The organism is Mesorhizobium sp. B4-1-4 (assembly GCF_006439395.2).
GTDB lineage: Bacteria > Pseudomonadota > Alphaproteobacteria > Rhizobiales > Rhizobiaceae > Mesorhizobium.
In genome coordinates, this window is sequence record NZ_CP083950.1 from 5,108,021 (window position 1) to 5,125,793 (window position 17,773).

A 17,773-nucleotide genomic window follows, 5' to 3' on the forward strand; every position below is an offset into this window, starting at 1 on the left:
GGAAGCGTTGTTTTCCGACACGCGCGCGTGGGTGGAGATGGGTTCCAAACGGAATATATCGAATCATTTTTCCGACGATCCTATAATCGCCGACGATATCGCGTATAAGGTCTCAAAGGCGCTTGAGAGCGGCACAATTCAACGGCTTCATAGGGTGGGCAGATCGCCACGAATTGCAGAAACAAGATGCAGAATCGGGACGGTTGCTGGCTCAACCTGTCAAGATCGTGGCCGACCTCGCCGCCGACCTCCTTCCCGCCCCTCTGCTTCTTGGATTTTGTTCGTAACGTTGAGCCGGCCTTCTATTCGGACTCTGGCAGGATACTCCGTCCTCACGGCGCTGGTGGGGGCCGCTATATGGGCTGGCGTTCGCAACTACCCCAGGTATCTTCTGAGACGGCTTCTCCCACGCCGCCAGCGGGACTTCTTGACGGTTGAAGCCCGGAAGGCAAATCCGCCCTTCAATTCCTTCAATGTGGACGGATCTGTGTTGCAACGGCCGCTTGCTACGCCGCCTGCGCCATCCGCTCCGAACTCATGCGATAGGAAATCGCCTCGGCCAGATGGATGCGGCCGACGGTTTCGCTGGCGTCGAGATCGGCCAATGTCCGCGCCACTTTCAGCACGCGGTGATAGGCCCGCGCGGAAAAGGCGAGTTTTTCGCTGGCATCCTTGAGCAGCGACAAGCCCGCGGCATCCGGCATGGCGATCTCCTCGATCATCGCCGGCGCGCAATGCGCGTTGGTGGTGGCGCGGGTGGCGCCGAGCCGCTCGAAGCGTTCGCGCTGCAGTGTGCGGGCACGCGCCACGCGCAGCGCCACATCGGCACTCTTCTCAGCGCGGTCCGGCCGGATCAGGTCGCTGGCCGAAACGGCCGGCACTTCGATCCTGAGATCGATGCGGTCGAGCAGCGGACCGGAAATGCGCGCCTGGTAGTCGGTGCGGCAGCGTTCGCCGCGCAGGCAGCGATAGCCGGGTTCGCCGGCCATGCCGCAGCGGCACGGGTTCATCGCCGCCACCAGCTGGATGCGCGCCGGATAGGTGACGCGATGGTTGGCGCGCGCGATCATGCAGTCGCCGGTCTCCAGCGGCTGGCGCAGCGCGTCGAGCGTCTGCGGCGTGAATTCGGGAAATTCGTCGAGGAACAGCACGCCGTGATGCGCGAGCGACACTTCGCCGGGCCGCGCCCGCAACCCGCCGCCGACCATCGCCGCCATCGAGGCTGAATGATGCGGGGCGCGGAACGGCCGCCGGTCGGTCAGCTTGCCTTCGCCGAGTTCGCCCGCCACCGAGGCGATCATCGAGACTTCCAAAAGTTCCTTCGGCGCCAGCGGCGGCAGAATCGACGGCAGCCGCTGCGCCAGCATCGATTTGCCCGAGCCCGGCGGGCCGACCATCAAGAGATTGTGGCCGCCGGCCGCCGCCACTTCGAGCACGCGCTTGGCCGTCTCCTGGCCCTTGATGTCGGCGAGGTCGGGCAGGTCGCGCGCCGAGGCGTGGATGCCGGCTTCGGGCCGCGACAGCACCTGCGTGCCGCGGAAATGGTTGGCGATCGCGATTAGGCTGCGCGGCGCCAATATGTCGAAATCGCTGCCGGCCCAGGCGGCCTCCGGTCCGCAGGCGAACGGACAGATCAGGCCCTTGCCTTCGGCATTGGCGCCGATCGCCGCCGGCAGGGCGCCGGCGACGGCGGCAATCGTGCCGTCGAGCGACAATTCGCCGAGAACGACATAGCCGGCCAGCATGTCGCCCGGAATGGCGCCGAGCGCCGCCATCAGGCCGAGTGCGATCGGCAGGTCGTAATGGCTGCCCTCCTTGGGCAGGTCGGCGGGCGCGAGATTGACCGTCACCTTCTTCGACGGCATCGACAGGCCCGACGCATGAAGCGCCGCCTGCACCCGCTCGCGGCTTTCGGCAACCGCCTTGTCGGGCAAGCCGACGATCTGCATGCCGACCTTGCCCGGCGCGACCATCACCTGCACGTCGACCGGCACGGCCTCGATGCCCTGGAAAGCGACCGTGCGAACCCGCGCCACCATCGTGTTGCCCCCGGATACGGGCTGGCCTCAGCCCGTGCGATCAGGCCCGAAATGGCCTCTTCGGCAGACAATCACAGTTTCTTGATCAAATCAAGAACATTACAGGAACAAGCCGCCGCGGAGTTGCAACGGACTTGTAGCCGATTGGCTAGATGCTAGACGGCCAGTCCATCGTCGCGGCATACTCCCCTGCGTAGCGCAACCTCATGCGCGAGGCATATTTCATCACATCGGCCATCCCTTGGTCACACCTTCAGCCTGTATTTCGAGCAGCTGCTGCTCACTGATTCCTTGCTTGGCAACTAGATCGGCTTTGAACTTCTCGGCCAGATCCACTTCGAGCTTGGCCTGCGCCATCGGTTCGGTGTTCGGGACGCGCTCCATGGCTTCACGAGTCGCCCTGGCTTCCGCCTCGCCGCTTTCCTTAAAGATCGCTCTCCGCATTTCCTCGGATAAGCCAAAGCGGTCCTCCGGAGCAGCGGAGAGCGCGGCGAGACGGCCTTCCTCGATGACTACCTTCGGATCTCCTGTGTCGCTATAGTTTTTCGCGAGCATCGCAATCCACAAACCCTGCCCGGCGCGGGCCTGTTCCTCGCTTCCATACACATAGAGGTAAATGTTGGTTGGGGAGCTGTGATACCGGAACGCTGTGCGTTGTTCGGCGGCCCGATACCGCTTCAAGATTTCCGCTTCCAGTTCTTCCTTTGTGGGAACCCCCAAGGCAACGATGTTCTGTGAAATCTGGGTCTTGATAGGCGCGTCGTAAATTTCCTCATCGATGAGCGAGAACTTTTCACTTTTGGCTGCATCGTCAGGCCCACATGCGGTCAGGAATGCAAGGACGGCCAAGCCGAGCGAAGGGCGGCGGCGGCACCATTTGCTGATATTCTAGTCACGCATGGGGATTTCTTCCCTGGAAACGCTGAAGGAGGTTGGTTCCTGACTCCTTTGTCAGCCCGCTAACCCATTTCGATCCTACAGGTCCCAGATCGGCATGCTTGGCCATACCTGCAATGTGGTCGAACATGCGCTTGAGATGTCGCTTCATCGCGGCCTTGGTTTCTTTTGAGGCCTGTCCAGTATCATACACAGAACCTTCGATCGCTTCCCGAAACTGTTTGACAGCCGCGCTTGGGGTGGTCTCGGCAAGATAGGCGAAGTTGCTGGCCGAAATCAGAGCAAGCGCGCAGAACGCATGTTCGAGCCCCAGCAGCCTGGCAAGATCGTCGTGATCCCAATCCGCGCTCACGTTTACTTCTTGCCGCCGCTCGACCCACCGCTCGGTGGGTTCGAGGGGGTGCTGTGACTTGTCGGGCCTTGATACCCTCCTTGAACCGATCCTGTGCCTTGAGAACCACTGCCACCCTGGGGCTGATATCCGTTGACCGAGGAGGTCGTTGCCGTCGAAGGGCGCCAAGTGCTGCCTTTGTTCGTCATTTTCCATTCCTTTCGGCTGGGGTGAATTCGATGGTCCGAATCTCACTGGCGCAGATCAGAACACTCTTGTTTGTGGGAGTCCATGATCCGTTGTCGCCCACGTCAAAGACGTGTTCGATCAGCAGGTCGCGCTCCTCTGGATGTGACGACGCGAACGACCTGTCGCTCCAGTAGCCGGCGAACGTCGTGTCGTCCTTGAGGACGACGAACACCCATGAGCCGCACATCGTGGAGAACTGATAATCCCAGGCCGTGGGGATCACGTGGATCGGGGAAAGCCCGGCCCATCCGTAGATCTTTCGAAGCCATCCGGCCTTCGACGTGATGCCACTCGCGAAGCCGATGAGGGCCGGCGCGGCGAGCAGCACGAAACCCCACGCGAGCGCCCGGACCCGCGCGTCGGCGCTTGAATTCATAACGAGGTAGATCACCCAGCCGGACAGGGCGAAGTTCAGGGCGCTAAGGGTCAGGAGACGAACGAAATAGTCCGGCCCGTCTAGCCTTTGTCCCGTGATGAAGTGCGCTCGAAACGACGAGATGATGTAGCCCGGCACCACGAAAACGAAGGCGACGTAGACCGCGTCAAGCGAGAGGAAATTTCCCATTCAACCCATGCCCTGAGGGATTCGCGCCATTTTATCCGGCGCGGAAATTAGCGGCTAGGCTGGTGCAATTAATGTAGCCAAACGTTAACCCAAAGGACCCGCCAGACATTAGAGAATATTGATGGCGGCAATGGGCGCAGCCGATTTCAGTCTGAGCCCGAATGTCAGCTGTCGAGAGCTGGCGGTTTCTCCTGTTCGGTCAAGGAGACGAGACGCTTCGAAGCTGTGCGGACGGCATCAGTCTGTCAGTGATGATCCCGTCCAGGACTGGTGGCCTACGCGCCATGTCGCATTATTCCGACTCAGTCCTCCCTGAAGGCGTGAGCAAAGCTTTCGGCCAAAGGCTGATAGAGATATTCGAGCATCGTGCGTCGTCCCGTCACGATGGAGACATCGACGGGCATGCCTGGATAGAGCTTCACGTTCGGCAGCTCCTTCAGCTGATCGGCGTTCACCTCGACGGTGGCGCTGAAATATGTTGCTCCACTGCGTTCCTCGACCAAGGCATCGGCCGAGACGCGGGTGAGGGTGCCTTCGACCGTCGGCGTCACTCGCTGCTTGAAGGCGACAAGGCGCACAGTCGCCGGCAGACCCGGGCGGACGACGTCGATATCCAGCGGCTGGACTTTCACCTCTAGGACCATCTTGTCCTGGACAGGCACCAGGTCGAGAATGTCGCCGCCCGGCGCAATTACCCCGCCAGGCGTGAAATAACGAAGGTTCATCACCACGCCGTCCTCTGGGGCGTGTATGTCCCGGCGATCAGCACGGGCACCAATCTTCGCAAGCGTCTTTTCGAGTTCGAAGCGCTTGGTCTGAACGTCGCGAAGGTCATCGGAGGCAGTCTTGACCTGCGAGGCCTTGACGTTCTCGATCTGCGCGTCGGCCTCTGCGATCTGCTGCCTGAGGCTTTCGATGCGCGCCCGGTTTGCCCCGGCATCGCCCTCGCTGGCAGCGATCTGCCGCTCCAGGCCGAGCGCACGGGACTTCACGCCGAAGCCCTTCTTCAACAATATCTGGGCACCGTCCAGCTCCTCCCGAAGCGAGGGTATCTGGCGCTCGGTCGCGTCGATCTGCGAAACAAGCGCCGAGATCTGAGCTTCGTACTGGGCACTCCGCTGTTGCCAGACCTCGACCTGTGACTTCAGCACTTCGGCCTGGTCCGAAAAAATGCGCTCCTGTCCGGCGAGCGCCTCGGCGACATTCGGTTCGCCCCGCCGGGCGAGCAGTTCCGCCGGGAACGCGATCTGAGCCAGGCTGTCGCGCTGGGCGGAGAGGCGGGCTTCGCTGGCCAACAGTGCATCAAGCTGGTCGCGTATGGTATCACGGTCCGACCCCGCATCAAGCCCGTCGAGCCGAACCAGCACCTGCCCTTTTTTGACTGCATCTCCCTCGCGAACAAGGATTTCCCGGATGATACCGCCTTCCAGGTGCTGGATGGTCTTGCGGTTGCTGTCGACCTTGACGACGCCTGGAGCAACTGCGGCGCTCGTCAGCGGAGCGGTCGCCGCCCAGCCGCCGAAGCCGCAGAACATCAGTCCAATCACGGCAAGGCCGCCCACCACATGGCTGCGAATGGGCGGATATGCCGGCGGTGCCGCTAGTTCCAGTATTGCAGAAGGCAGGGCAGCATTCCTCACGACGCACTCCTTTCTGAAGACACCACCCTGACCTGCGGCGCGGCGATTGAAGGCTCGGGACGACGCAGTTGGGCAAGCACCGCATCGCGCGGTCCGAACATCTGGGTCTGGCCCTCGTTGAGCACCAGCAGCGAATCGACATGTGCCATCAGCGACGGCCGATGGGCAATGATGACAACCGTCGAGCCGGCCTCCTTCACCGCTGCGATTGCCTGGTTCAGCGCCTCTTCCCCGGCCGCGTCCAGACTGGAATTCGGCTCGTCGAGCACCACCAGCGCCGGGCGGCCGTAAAGCGCCCGCGCGAGGCCGATGCGCTGGCGCTGACCGCCGGACAGGATGGAACCGTGCTCTCCGATGTCGGTGTCGTATCCCCTGGGGAGCCTGAGAATCATCTCATGCACCCCGGCCATCTTGGCAGCGATCACGACCGCCGCCGGATCGCCTTCCTCCATACGGGCGATGTTCTCGCGAATGCTCCCCGGAAAGAGCTCGACATCCTGCGGCAGGTAGCCGACGTGGCGGCCGAAATCGGTCCGATTCCAGGAAAACACGTCGGCACCGTCGAGGCGAACCTGGCCGTGCTGCGGCGAAGCCATGCCGACAATGAGCCGGGCGAGCGTTGATTTGCCAGCCGCCGACGGGCCGATCACCGCAAGCACATTGCCGGGCGAGAGCGAGAAGGTGACGTTCCTTAGTACTGCTCCCCTGGAGCCCGTCGGCGAATAGGTCACTGCTTCGACGGCAAGCTGCCCCTGCGGTCTTGGCAATTCCATACCCGCCGGGCGCAGCTGCGGAGCCTCGAACAGTCGGTTGAGCCGCCCCCATGCCTCGCGCGCGCCTGTCGTCTGTTTCCAGGTGGCGATCGCCTGTTCGACCGGAGCAAGCGCCCGTGACATGATGATCGACGCGGCGATCATGGCACCGGGCGAAACCTCGTGGCGCAGAGAAAGCCAGGCGCCAAGGCCCAGCACCGCGACCTGCAGAAACATCCTGAACGGCTTTGTGAAGGCGCTGATCAGGCCGGCGCGGTCGCTGGCGCGCGACTGCAGCGAAAGCACATGGGCATTGGCCGTGTCCCAGCGCTGCATCAGTGCGCCGCCCATTCCCATGCCGTCGACCACCTCGGCGTTGCGGAAGGCGGCATCGGCCCCCTGGTAGGCGCGCGCCGAAGCCATGTTGGCCTGCTTGAGCGTGACGGCCGTCAGTGCGTTGTTGGCGAGCGCGAGGCAGAAGAGGACGACGGCGCCGCCGAGCGCCAGGAGCCCTAACAGCGGGTGGAGCAGGAAAATAAAGACAAGGTAGATCGGCATCCATGGCGCATCGAACAGTGCCATGATGCCGCCGCCGCCGAGATAGCCACGCAGGGTGGCGAGGTCACGCAGGCCTTCGGTCCGGTAGGGGATGCCACGCAGCGCATTCTCGAGGCTGCGCCCCAGCACTTGCGGCGAGAGGACGCGGTCGATCCAGACGCCGAGCCGCACCAGCAGCCGGGACCGGAAAAGCTCCAGCGCGCCCATCGCCGCGAGCGCGCCAGTCGCAATCAGCGTGAGATAGACGAGCGTCTCGACGCTACGGCCGGGCAGCACGCGGTCATAGACCTGCAACATGTAAACGGAGGTCGACAGCACGAGCAGGTTGATGACGAGGCTGAACCCCGCCACCGCGACAAAGCCGCTACGGCAGCGGGCAAGCATCTGGGTGAGCATGTTGTCGTTTGGCATAGTAGCCCTGAACTGGACGAGAACCCGCAATGGGTCGGTTCGGGGACCGACTGTGCGTGCCCCGGCGGAAACCAGCCTGTGGTGTGTGTATCGGGCGGGGTTGATCAATCGGAGCGGCGGCCATCACGGCCGCCGCTCCGGAGACGATGCCTCAGGCTCCCGGCGCTGCCCAGGCGATGTGGCCCTCGACTGCGGACTGATCCACGCCGAGAACGACGATGTCGAAGCTCCCGATATGGATGACGGTGTCCGAACCGTTCATGGTGATCGTGCCGCCCGCCGCCGCAAAGGCATCGTGGGTCACGTCGAGCGCGATGCTGTCGTTGCCGTTGCCGAAGTCGTGGATGTAGTTCGTGCTGGTGTTCGTCGTGACACCGCCGCTCTCCAGCCAGGTGAACGAATTGTCGTAGTTGGCACTCCCGCTCTGCTGGTTCTTCGCGCCGAACGTGTAGTCGACATGGGTCGTGTCCGTGTTCACGTCGACGCCATGCGATGCCGCCTCAGCGGCCCTCCACTCTGCGAGGTTGGACAGGAACGAGTTCCAGACGCCGTTCGTGTTGGCGCCGGCCGTCTGGGTCGGAACAATTCCGTCATGGAAATATTCCGTGTGCAACTGCGCTTCCGACTGTTGCAAGTTGATGTTGAAAACGAACTTGTCGTTCCCATATCCGCCCGAAAGGTTGTTTGTGCCTTGGGACTCTACGATCGTGTCGTTGTCCTGGACGAGCTTTGCGTCACCGTGGTTGTTGGTATAGTATTGTTCGGTAGCAGGACCAGCAATGATGGTATCATTCCCACCGCTGCCGATAATGATGTCGTTCGTGTTGTGGCTGACGCCATCGGTACTGACTTCACCCGATAGATCCAGCGTACCCCCGCCTAAGGGCATTGTATAATCAGTCATTTACGTCTCCGTCCTGTTAAGTGCGTTTTCGCACTTCCTGTAGATAACCGCGACGCCCCCCTTGCCGCCGCGATTGCGGGAACAGGCGTAATCGGTGGCCGGGACCCTATATTAGCGTTTACCGATTAGAAACCATTTTTTATAATAAAGAGGCGCTTAACCTTAACAACGTGGCGAAAGCTTCGTCTGTTAACTGGCAAAAAGCCGGGCGGTCTCTCGCTACGCGCCTACACGCCTTGCCTTCGTGTATTCTCCAGCGAGCCCATTGAGTTAGAACCGCTCGGGTGCGGCTGAATTGGAATAGCCGGATCTGCGATCAATCGCCAGCAAGGTCCGAAGGCTCCTCTTACCTTGACCGTTTCGTCAGCCCCCGGGCCATCGTCGGAGCTTCGTATCTCACTGTCGTCGGGGGCGTGTGTTGGAGCAGGTCGCCATCGCCTGGACGAACCTGAAGGTAGCCCGCTCAATGGGCGATCGATGTTAATTAATGTAGCATGACGTCAGCAAGTGCGCCCCGCCAGAGGGAATACTAACGTTGGCAAAGGACGGATGCTACCCATGCAGGTGCCGCAACAGGTTGAAAGCGGACCTGGGTCACGACTTAACGCGGCCCATTCTCTCTCGAAAATTCAGCAGTGCGCGCCCTAGCCAGTTAGGAAGCCCTATGTCCTCGGCCATGGCAATCATGCCCTCTCGATGACGCTCCAAAGCCGCGTGGTCGGTCCAGTAGTCAGGCGCAATTGCTAGCTTGCGTTCGATCCTCTGTAGCAAATCCCCGTTTTGCGGAATCTTCAGCGCGAACGCCCTTTCTTGGCGGATACAGACCCTCTCGACGCGGGAACGTATCTCCTCTGAGTAGCCGATGTTATGCCTGATTAGCCTGCCGTGGGTTGCTTCATGAACGAGGGTGGATGCGATAATTTCCGGAGTGGAGGTAAGGACATACTTGTTGTCGATCAGGCACCGTCTCAGACTTTCGACGAAGCAAGCCGTTTTGACGGGGAGCGGATGCGACCAAATTCGATCGATCTCTTTCAATATCCTTCAATACCGATAGATGTCATACGCTTTGATGAGCTGAAGAGCCTTCTCAAGCTTGCAAAGCGCTTCGGTGTCGTTCTCGTCAGCGAAGACACCGACCCAAAGACCGTCAACGCAGATATTACGCGACAGGTGCATAAATACCTGGTCGATAAACCGTCTAATAACTGAGGGTGGACGCGAACTGGTCATAGGGGCGGCCGATAGATTTCACAACCAAGTATCATCATCTCGATTTTCACCGAGTTGAATAGCAGCCCATAGCCGGGAATAGCTGAAGTCACCGTCAACGATGACACTCGAATTTGAATGACGACCAAGTCGGCGCCAGCCATTCCGCGCCGGAAGTCGCCCGCCTCATCGGACGGCTGAATTCGCTACTTTCAAGTGTCGATTAATGTGGCACGACGTCAGCGAGTACAATCCGCCAGACATTAGAGTCGTCTAAAGGTCTGTGATGCAATGGGTGGAAAGCTGTCATACCCGTGCTACACCCTGCGTGATAACCGCGCGAACCAAGCGGAGTGTTGCGATGGGGCAGGTCATTTTTCTTCATGGTGCATCAAGCAGCGGAAAATCCACGATCGCCAAGGCGCTTCAAGCCCGTATCGAAAAGCCATTTTGGCATATCTCGATAGATCACCTTCGTGACACGGGCGTCCTTCCGATGGATCGTTTCCGGAGCGGTGAGTTCGCCTGGGTGGATGCGAGACAAGCCTTTTTCGATGGCTTCCACGCTTCCTTGGCCGCCTACGCGGATGCGGGCAACAACCTCATTCTGGAGCATATTCTGGATACGGAGGGCTGGCTGGGCATGCTGTGCCAGCTTCTTGAACGCCACGATGTTTTCTTCGTCGCCGTGCATTGTCCGCTTGACGTGTTGATTGAACGCGAGAAGCGTCGCGGCGACAGGCCAGAAGGCAGCGCAAAGCGCGACTTTGAAACCATTCATGTCGGCACGCTCTACGACCTTGAGCTTGATACTGGCGATGGCGTGGACGCCAACGTCGATAGGCTCCTTGCTGCTTGGCGATCCGACAAACGCGTCTCGAGTTTTCATTCTCACAAGGTTCGGTCGAAGGTCGGCTAAGGGTCGGCACCAGTCATCCCGGCCGGATGTCACCGGATCAGTGGACGACTGAATCCGCTGGCTGCAAGTGCCGATTAATGTAGCACAACGTCAGCATGAGCGATCCGCCTGGCCCGGCACTCGTAGGGCTGCCGATATTGAGCCAAGTTGCCCAAAGGAAACCTGATCTCGGTTCATTGCCTCAACGGCAACACTTTTGATGAGAGACGGAGTAGTGGTCGGCAGCAGGTTCCCAGAGCTCCCCCGTCGGCACTTGGGCGGGGGAGGTATCGTCCCGAGGCTCGTCAATGCCCGCAGATCACCGATCAGGCGATGATGGTCAGTTTGTGATCACAGCTGCCTTGACTGCAGCATAACCGTCCTTGCCGTCGAACGTCTTCACACCATCCAACCATGCGGTAAGCTTGTCGGGGTACTGCTTTATCAATTTGCGCGCTGCGTCTACCGGCTCGACGCTGTTGGTCATGATTTCGTTCATGCCATTGTTCTCATAGTCGATGTCGAAGTGCAGGTTTTCCAGGAACTTGGTCACGTTCGGGCATTCCTGGCGGTAGCCCTTGCGCGTCAGCGTCCGAACCGTCGCCCCACCAAAGTTGGGACCATATTCCTTGTCGCCGCCACTCAGGTAAGTCAGATCGAACTTGAGGTTCATGGGATGTGGCGCCCAAGCCAGGAAAACGATCCATTCCTTTCCCTTGGTCATCTTGTCGACCTGGGTCAACATAGCCGCCTCGCTGGACTCGACGACATTCCAGTCCTTGAGACCGTGCCTTCCGGCGGAAATCATATCGAGCAGCGGCTGGTTTGAGCCCGCTTCGATGCCGTAGATCGTTGAGTTGAATTTGTCAGAGAATTTCGAAAGATCATCGTACGAGGTCACCCCCGCCTTCGCGACATAGGTCGGCACGGCCAGCGTGAACTTGGCGCCCGTCAGGTTGGTGGTGAGGACATCGACATCGCCGTTGTCGATGTATGATTTGAATTCCTGTTCCTGGACGGGAAGCCAATTTCCCAGGAAAACGTCGATATCCTTGTTTTTCAAGCTTTCGAAGGTCACCGGCAGACCCAGAATGGTCTGTTCCGGTTCATAGCCCAAGGAAGTCAGTATGACGGACGCCGTCGCATTAGTCAGCGAAAGGTCCGTCCAGCTGAGGTCGGAGAATTTCACCTTCCGGCAGCTCTCGGGATCGGCGTGCGCAGGTGCGGCGGCCATGAAGATGGTCAGCGCGGCGCTTGCATAAAGGGCAAAGGCTTTCATCGGAGTTCCCCTGTTTTTGTTGAACGCTCCAACAATCATATCTTTTTTGTTGGCGTGTACAATAAAAAAATGCAAGATGGCGCTAACCAGGAGGGACCGATGCCAAAAGTGGGAATGCAACCTATTCGGCAGAAGCAGATCATTGAGGCTGCCATTGACACCATTCACGAGCTTGGCATCGAGCAGAGTTCGATCCGCCAGATCGGTATGAAGGCGGGAATCTCGCCTAGTCTTATCACCCACTATTTCGGCAGCCGGGACGAGCTCTACACGCTTGTCCTGCGTCACCTGAACCGTGAGTTGTCACGCGTCACGATCGGCAGGCTGCGGACGGCTTCGACGCCGATGGAGCGCCTTCTGGCCATCGCCTCAGCGCAATTCGATGCCGAGCAGTTTCAGCCGGCGGTGGCAACGGCGTGGTTCGCACTTTGGGCCGCTCTGCGCGGCAATCACGAAATGATGCGCTATCAGGCAATCTACGAAAAGCGTCTGGCGAGCAATATCGCCTACTGCCTTCGCTCGCTCATTCCAGAAGGGCAGGTGGACTTTGCGGTCAACTGTCTCCTGGCAATGATCGACGGGCTCTGGGTCAAAGCGGCTCAACCAACCAGCCGAGTGACCACCGAGAATGCCCTGGCCATTTTCCAGAACTACGTCGTCCAGCTGGTCAGTCAGTTGGCGCGTGGGGGTGCCGAATGAATGTGTCGGACTATGTCGCTCAAGACGGCGTCGGTTTGGCGCGTCTGATCGAACGAAAAGAGGTTTCTCGGCGCGAAGTGATCGAGGCTGCGATCAGCGTCATTGAAAGCAGGGATGCCGCTCTCAATGCAGTGGTCATGCGTAATTTCGACCCGAGCTGTTCGAGGTCCGATACCGGTGCTGCCAGTGCATTGCGCGGTGTGCCCCTCCTTCTGAAGGACGTGAACCTCTATTCGTCAGACATGCCGACGACCTTCGGTTCGGCGTTCTTCAAGGGTGCGCCAGCAAAGCCTGACAGCATCATGGTCGATCGGTGGCGCCGTGCTGGCCTCGCTATCTTGGGCAAGACAAACACGCCGGAATTTGCTGCCGAGTTCGTCACGGAGCCTCGGGCGTATGGCACAACGCGCAACCCACGGGACCTCAATCTGACGGTGGGCGGAAGCAGCGGGGGGGCGGCCGCTGCGGTTGCTGCGGGAATGGTGCCGATTGCCCACGCAACGGACCTAGGTGGCTCGATCAGAATACCGGCTGCGTGCTGCGGCGTGTTCGGGTTCAAGCCGACCGGGGGTTTCAATCCCACAGGGCCGTACTTTGATGAGATTGCAGGTGGGCTGAACTCCGATCACGTTATCACGCGCACCGTGCGCGACAGCGCGGCATCGCTCGACATCACCGCCGATTTCTCTCCACAGCGCCATTCCTATCTCGAAGGCCTCGATAGACCTGTACGGCAGATAACAGTCGGGGTCTGCTGCACTGACCCGGCAGGCAGACCTTGTGGTCCGGACCAGCAGGAGGCAGTGAACCGGGCGGCTCAGGTTCTGGAATCATTCGGGCACCGCATTGTTGAATATCGCTATCCAGAGGGTCTCGACGCGTCCAATTGGTTCGATCACCTGTGGATTTTCGACTTCGTGCGCCTAGTCGAGGAACGCTCACGCGAACTCGGCAGAGCCCCGGCAGCCGAGGAGCTTGAGCCGTTGACGTGGCATCTTCTGGAAAAGGCCAAGGCGGGGGGAAATGGCGCACATGAGCGGGCACGCTCCGCCCGCGAGATCTATACCTCACGCTACCTGGGTTCGATGGAATCGATCCATGTCTGTTTGACGCCGACGCTGGCGACCGACCCTCCGAATGTCGGATCCTTGAGCTTCAGGGCATTTGGAGATGTCGAGGCCTGGAACGCGGCGGGTTACAGGTTCGCTCCCTACTCCATCCCATCGAACATCTCAGGACAGCCGTCCGCGTCGTGTCCGTATTTCAAAAATAGTTCAGGGCTCTCGGTCGGTGTGCAAATCAGCGGCAAGCCGGGCGATGATCTCCTCGTCTTGCAACTATGTGCCCAGCTGGAGCTATGTCACGCGGCATGAAGGTTTCCGCCAGGCCGCACTTGGATTGCCGCTTCGAGCGTAAATTGCCATGGCAGGTCGAATGTCCGCAAGGATCGTTCCCTGCCAGATGCTCGCCCATTCAACAGGCGATCAAACACGCCGCCATTGCTCGCTAATTAATGTAGCACAATGTCAAGAGATTGTGGCCGCCGGCCGCCGCCACTTCGAGCGCGCGCTTGGCCGTCTCCTGGCCCTTGATGTCGGCGAGGTCGGGCAGGTCGCGCGCCGAGGCGTGGATGCCGGCTTCGGGCCGCGACAGCACCTGCGTGCCGCGGAAATGGTTGGCGATCGCGATCAGGCTGCGCGGCGCCAATATGTCGAAATCGCTGCCGGCCCAGGCGGCCTCCGGTCCGCAGGCGAACGGACAGATCAGGCCCTTGCCTTCGGCATTGGCGCCGATCGCCGCCGGCAGGGCGCCGGCGACGGCGGCAATCGTGCCGTCGAGCGACAATTCGCCGAGAACGACATAGCCGGCCAGCATGTCGCCCGGAATGGCGCCGAGCGCCGCCATCAGGCCGAGTGCGATCGGCAGGTCGTAATGGCTGCCCTCCTTCGGCAGGTCGGCGGGCGCGAGATTGACCGTCACCTTCTTCGACGGCATCGACAGGCCCGACGCATGAAGCGCCGCCTGCACCCTCTCGCGGCTCTCGGCTACCGCCTTGTCGGGCAAGCCGACGATCTGCATGCCGACCTTGCCCGGCGCGACCATCACCTGCACGTCAACCGGCACGGCCTCGATGCCCTGGAAAGCGACCGTGCGAACCCGCGCCACCATCGTGTTGCCCCCGGATGCAGGCTGACCTCAGCCCGTGCGATCAGGCCCGAAATGGCCTCTTCGGCAAACAATCACAATTTCTTGATCAAATCAAGAACATTACAGGAACAAGCCACCGTGGAAGTTGCAACGGACTTGTAGCCGATTGCGTAAACGGAACATGGTTAATACGAAATGAAAACGGGCTACTTGCGCCTTTTGTCCTCGACCGCGTCCCAGAACAGGCTGGCGATGTCGGCGCCGCCGAAGCGGGCGACTTCGCGCACGCCGGTGGGCGAGGTGACGTTGATCTCCGTCATATAGTCGCCGATGACGTCGATGCCGACAAGAATGAAGCCGCGTTCCCTGAGCGACGGCCCGATGCGGGCGCAGATCTCGCGTTCGCGCGCCGTCAGCTCCGTCTTCTCGGCGCGGCCGCCGACATGCATGTTGGAGCGGGAATCGTGCTCGGCCGGCACCCGGTTGATGGCGCCGACGGGCTCGCCGTCGATCAGGATGATGCGCTTGTCGCCCTTGCGGACGTCCTTCAGGTAACGCTGGACGATGTAGGGCTCGCGGAACAGCTGGCCGAACATTTCGAGCAGCGAGGCGAGATTGCGGTCGGCTTCGAGCAGATGAAAGATGCCGGCGCCGCCATTGCCGTAAAGCGGCTTGATGATGATGTCGCCGAACTCCTTGCGGAAGGCGGCGACTTCCAGCGGATCCTTGGTGATCAGCGTCTCCGGCATGAGGTCGGAAAACTCGGTGACGAAGATCTTTTCCGGGCTGTTGCGCACCCAGGCCGGATCATTGACCACCAATGTCTTCGGATGGATGCGCTCCAGCATATGCGTTGTGGTGATGTAGTTCATGTCGAAGGGCGGGTCCTGGCGCAACAGCACGACGTCCATCTCGGACAGGTCGGTGCGCACCTTCTCGCCCAGCGAGTAATGATTGCCCTTCTCGTCCCGCACCTGCATCTCCTCGATGCGGGCAAACACCTTGCCGTCGCGCAGCGACAGCCGGTCGGGCGTGTAGTGGAACAGCTGGTGGCCGCGCCGCTGCGCTTCCAGCGACAGCGCGAACGACGTGTCGCCGGCGATCGACACGCTGGAGACATGATCCATCTGGACGGCGATTTTCAACTTCATGGCGGCTCCCCAGCGCAGTCGACGAGAGCGATATAAGGGCCGCCGCGCCTTCTGCCAATCCGGCCAGCGCCCTAACGGTTGAAAACCAGCCTGGAATAGCCAGCGGCGGCATGGCCGGCCTGGCAAACGGCGGCCTCCGGCGCGGGATCAAAAGAAGGCGCCAGCCGGCCGCCGCCTAGTCCGCCACGGCGTCGGCTCCCTGTCTCCATAGGCGCGGCGTTCGGCCCACGCTGCTGCGAAACACCCGCGTCAGGTGGCTTTGATCGACGAATCCGCAGATGAGGGCCACTTCGGAAATGCTGAGCCTTCTTTGGCGTAGCAACGTCTTTGCCTTCTCGATGCGCTCGCTCATCAGCCATTTATAGGGCGGAACGCCCATAGTCTGACGAAAGGCGCGGGCGAAGTAGCTGACCGACAGGCCGCAGGCCTGGGCGATGTCGGCAAGGGCGACGTCGCCGCTCAAATTGGCCAGCATCATCTCGCGGGCTCGCTGCATTTGCCATGGCGCCAAACCGCCGACGGATCTGCCAGGCCCGCGACTGCGGGCATAGGCTCTAACGAGGTGGGCATGGAAGGCCAGCGCCACTTGATCGTTGAACAACTGGTCGCTCGATCCGTAGAAGGTAGCCTTCGCCTCCAGGGCGCGGCTCAGGCCGAACAGAATTGGGTCGTGCACGCCGCCCAGGATCGTTCGCAGACCATCAGGCGGCCACTCGCCAGAGTCGTATGCGAGGTCGTGCAGGGTCCGCCTCGATATTTGCAGGCGCAGAAGGTCCACGGATTGATGGAGATGCGCGATCGGAGACGCCTCCAGATCCAGGAGAACCACATCGCCGGGGTTGACTTCGGGATAGTTGACGTGACGACCGTCGATCCAGCCCTCCATCTTGGTTATTGGGGACAAGTAGATGATCACCGCGAACCCCGGCTCGGGCCCCACCGCCCGGGTGAGGCATGGCCCAGCCTGGAGGCGGCTGATGGCGATCGGATCCTTCGAAATGGTCTTGGAGAAAAAGGCCCTCTGGACCGGGGCCTTATACCGAAATGCCAAATACGACTTGAAGACTTCCAGATCCATATTCTGGCGCGGCGGCACTGAGGCTTCGTCCAAGGCGTCGACTGGTTCGCCGTCGTCGGCGTCGCTTCGCAATGCAGAGCCTTCGCCTGCGCCGAACATCCCGCGCAGAAACGTCTGACGCTGCCGCGCGTGCTCCGGTGACAGGTCTTCCGGGCTGAACGAACGCGAACCGTAAGTCATGGGATGCCTACTCCAGACAGTCTCAGGGCATCGCCGTTCCCTGGACAGCGGGCCGATATTGCCTCGGGTCGTCGAGGCGCCACCGCCGCCACCGCGCAGGGCTCTTTCCCTCAAGCTGCGAGAATACGCGTGTGAAATGGCTCTGGTCGGCGAACCCGCAGGCCACGGCGATCTCCGCCGCGGGCATCTCCATATTCAGAAGAAGGTTCTTCGCCCTTCTGATGCGCTCGTTCATCAGCCATTTGTGAGCGGGGATCTCGGCCGTGCGCCTGAACGCCCGGGCAAAGTAGTTCACGGAGAGATCGCAGGCCTCCGCCAACTCCGCGAGTGTAACTCCCTCGGCAATCCTTGCGGACATCAACTCGGTGGCGCGCCGGTATTGCCAGGGCGCCAGTCCTCCCCGCAGAGGCTTGATGCTGCGGAGTTGGCCGTAGGTCTGGGCAATGTGAAGGTGAAAGGCGAGCGCCACGTGGTCAAGGAATAGCGCGTCCTCATCGCCGAACATCTGCGTCTTCTTCAGCATGGCGATGCCTAGCCCGAAGAGAACCGAGTCCTCCCCGCCGAAAGTGGGACGCAGCGACCCGATCGGCGGCCGGCCGAACTCATCAGCAAGATCATCCAAGCTGCGCTGCGACATCTGCACGCGCAGGGTTTGCATCGGATCTCGGATCAGAACCCTTGGCGAGGTGCCGAGGTCAAAGATACAGATTTCGCCGTCTCTCATCGCCCCCAAGGCTTCCTTGCGCCCCTCCATTCGCGCCTCCAGCCTCGGCAAGGGCATC

At 60.8% G+C, this 17,773-nt stretch carries 15 protein-coding genes and 1 pseudogene; 4 read left to right on the top strand and 12 right to left on the bottom strand.

Going from position 1 to position 17,773, the window contains the following annotated elements; all coding sequences use genetic code 11:
• Nucleotides 1-506: 506 nt before the first annotated feature.
• The 7 genes from FJW03_RS24665 to FJW03_RS24695 form a co-directional block, all read right to left on the bottom strand.
• On the bottom strand, nucleotides 507-2,039 hold the full coding sequence (locus FJW03_RS24665) for a YifB family Mg chelatase-like AAA ATPase (RefSeq protein WP_140766355.1): 1,533 nt from the start codon (nucleotides 2,037-2,039) through the stop codon (nucleotides 507-509).
• A 225-nt stretch (nucleotides 2,040-2,264) separates the two neighbouring features.
• On the bottom strand, nucleotides 2,265-2,888 hold the full coding sequence (locus FJW03_RS24670) for a hypothetical protein (protein WP_140766354.1): 624 nt from the start codon (nucleotides 2,886-2,888) through the stop codon (nucleotides 2,265-2,267).
• 43 nt (nucleotides 2,889-2,931) lie between these two features.
• The gene (locus FJW03_RS24675; protein ID WP_140766353.1) at nucleotides 2,932-3,288 is read right to left on the bottom strand and encodes a hypothetical protein; all 357 of its coding nucleotides are present in this window, start codon (nucleotides 3,286-3,288) and stop codon (nucleotides 2,932-2,934) included.
• A gap of 184 nt (nucleotides 3,289-3,472) precedes the next feature.
• Entirely contained in the window at nucleotides 3,473-4,081 is a 609-nt protein-coding gene (locus FJW03_RS24680; RefSeq protein ID WP_140766352.1) for a DUF6338 family protein, read from the bottom strand.
• A 302-nt stretch (nucleotides 4,082-4,383) separates the two neighbouring features.
• Nucleotides 4,384-5,643, bottom strand: coding sequence for an HlyD family type I secretion periplasmic adaptor subunit (locus FJW03_RS24685; RefSeq protein WP_264296493.1), 1,260 nt, complete (start codon nucleotides 5,641-5,643; stop codon nucleotides 4,384-4,386).
• A gap of 74 nt (nucleotides 5,644-5,717) precedes the next feature.
• On the bottom strand, nucleotides 5,718-7,442 hold the full coding sequence (locus tag FJW03_RS24690) for a type I secretion system permease/ATPase (RefSeq protein WP_140766350.1): 1,725 nt from the start codon (nucleotides 7,440-7,442) through the stop codon (nucleotides 5,718-5,720).
• 151 nt (nucleotides 7,443-7,593) lie between these two features.
• Nucleotides 7,594-8,346: a hypothetical protein gene (locus tag FJW03_RS24695; RefSeq protein ID WP_140691964.1), complete on the bottom strand. Its 753-nt coding sequence runs from the start codon at nucleotides 8,344-8,346 to the stop codon at nucleotides 7,594-7,596.
• A gap of 897 nt (nucleotides 8,347-9,243) precedes the next feature.
• Here FJW03_RS24695 and FJW03_RS24700 point away from each other — a divergent pair.
• Entirely contained in the window at nucleotides 9,244-9,558 is a 315-nt protein-coding gene (locus FJW03_RS24700) for a hypothetical protein (RefSeq protein WP_140766349.1), read from the top strand.
• Between the two features lie 361 nt (nucleotides 9,559-9,919).
• Nucleotides 9,920-10,477 carry a chloramphenicol phosphotransferase CPT family protein gene (locus tag FJW03_RS24705; protein WP_140766348.1) on the top strand — a complete coding sequence of 186 codons (558 nt, stop codon included), beginning with the start codon at nucleotides 9,920-9,922 and terminating at the stop codon, nucleotides 10,475-10,477.
• A gap of 319 nt (nucleotides 10,478-10,796) precedes the next feature.
• On the opposite strand, the gene choX is transcribed toward FJW03_RS24705, so the two are convergent.
• Complete coding sequence (choX, locus tag FJW03_RS24710) at nucleotides 10,797-11,735, bottom strand: choline ABC transporter substrate-binding protein (RefSeq protein WP_140613573.1); 939 nt, start codon at nucleotides 11,733-11,735, stop codon at nucleotides 10,797-10,799.
• Nucleotides 11,736-11,834: 99 nt separating this feature from the next.
• On the opposite strand from choX, the gene betI reads away from it, so the two are divergent.
• Both betI and FJW03_RS24720 read left to right on the top strand, forming a co-directional pair.
• Nucleotides 11,835-12,434, top strand: coding sequence for a transcriptional regulator BetI (gene betI, locus FJW03_RS24715; protein ID WP_181173323.1), 600 nt, complete (start codon nucleotides 11,835-11,837; stop codon nucleotides 12,432-12,434).
• On the top strand, nucleotides 12,431-13,807 hold the full coding sequence (locus tag FJW03_RS24720; protein ID WP_140766346.1) for an amidase: 1,377 nt from the start codon (nucleotides 12,431-12,433) through the stop codon (nucleotides 13,805-13,807). Before betI ends, FJW03_RS24720 begins: the two co-directional genes overlap by 4 nt.
• A gap of 154 nt (nucleotides 13,808-13,961) precedes the next feature.
• On the opposite strand, the pseudogene FJW03_RS24725 reads toward FJW03_RS24720, so the two are convergent.
• From FJW03_RS24725 to FJW03_RS24740, 4 genes and pseudogenes are all read right to left on the bottom strand, one after another.
• Nucleotides 13,962-14,603 (bottom strand): annotated as a pseudogene (locus tag FJW03_RS24725) (magnesium chelatase domain-containing protein); the annotation flags it as partial.
• Between the two features lie 185 nt (nucleotides 14,604-14,788).
• Nucleotides 14,789-15,733 (bottom strand): glutathione synthase, encoded by a 945-nt coding sequence (gene gshB, locus FJW03_RS24730; protein ID WP_140612624.1) that lies wholly within the window; start codon nucleotides 15,731-15,733, stop codon nucleotides 14,789-14,791.
• A gap of 175 nt (nucleotides 15,734-15,908) precedes the next feature.
• Nucleotides 15,909-16,991, bottom strand: a complete 1,083-nt coding sequence (locus FJW03_RS24735) for a helix-turn-helix transcriptional regulator (RefSeq protein ID WP_140766345.1) — start codon at nucleotides 16,989-16,991, stop codon at nucleotides 15,909-15,911.
• 22 nt (nucleotides 16,992-17,013) lie between these two features.
• Complete coding sequence (locus tag FJW03_RS24740) at nucleotides 17,014-17,745, bottom strand: helix-turn-helix domain-containing protein (RefSeq protein WP_181173322.1); 732 nt, start codon at nucleotides 17,743-17,745, stop codon at nucleotides 17,014-17,016.
• Nucleotides 17,746-17,773 lie beyond the last annotated feature (28 nt).

Coding starts and splice junctions, on each gene's coding strand:
- FJW03_RS24665 (WP_140766355.1), bottom strand. CDS start 2,039: ATGGTGGCGCGGGTTCGCACGGTCGCTTTCCAGGGCATCGAGGCCGTG.
- FJW03_RS24680 (WP_140766352.1), bottom strand. CDS start 4,081: ATGGGAAATTTCCTCTCGCTTGACGCGGTCTACGTCGCCTTCGTTTTC.
- FJW03_RS24690 (WP_140766350.1), bottom strand. CDS start 7,442: ATGCCAAACGACAACATGCTCACCCAGATGCTTGCCCGCTGCCGTAGC.
- FJW03_RS24695 (WP_140691964.1), bottom strand. CDS start 8,346: ATGACTGATTATACAATGCCCTTAGGCGGGGGTACGCTGGATCTATCG.
- FJW03_RS24700 (WP_140766349.1), top strand. CDS start 9,244: ATGAACGAGGGTGGATGCGATAATTTCCGGAGTGGAGGTAAGGACATA.
- FJW03_RS24705 (WP_140766348.1), top strand. CDS start 9,920: ATGGGGCAGGTCATTTTTCTTCATGGTGCATCAAGCAGCGGAAAATCC.
- choX (WP_140613573.1), bottom strand. CDS start 11,735: ATGAAAGCCTTTGCCCTTTATGCAAGCGCCGCGCTGACCATCTTCATG.
- betI (WP_181173323.1), top strand. CDS start 11,835: ATGCCAAAAGTGGGAATGCAACCTATTCGGCAGAAGCAGATCATTGAG.
- FJW03_RS24720 (WP_140766346.1), top strand. CDS start 12,431: ATGAATGTGTCGGACTATGTCGCTCAAGACGGCGTCGGTTTGGCGCGT.
- gshB (WP_140612624.1), bottom strand. CDS start 15,733: ATGAAGTTGAAAATCGCCGTCCAGATGGATCATGTCTCCAGCGTGTCG.
- FJW03_RS24735 (WP_140766345.1), bottom strand. CDS start 16,991: ATGACTTACGGTTCGCGTTCGTTCAGCCCGGAAGACCTGTCACCGGAG.
- FJW03_RS24740 (WP_181173322.1), bottom strand. CDS start 17,745: ATGGAGGGGCGCAAGGAAGCCTTGGGGGCGATGAGAGACGGCGAAATC.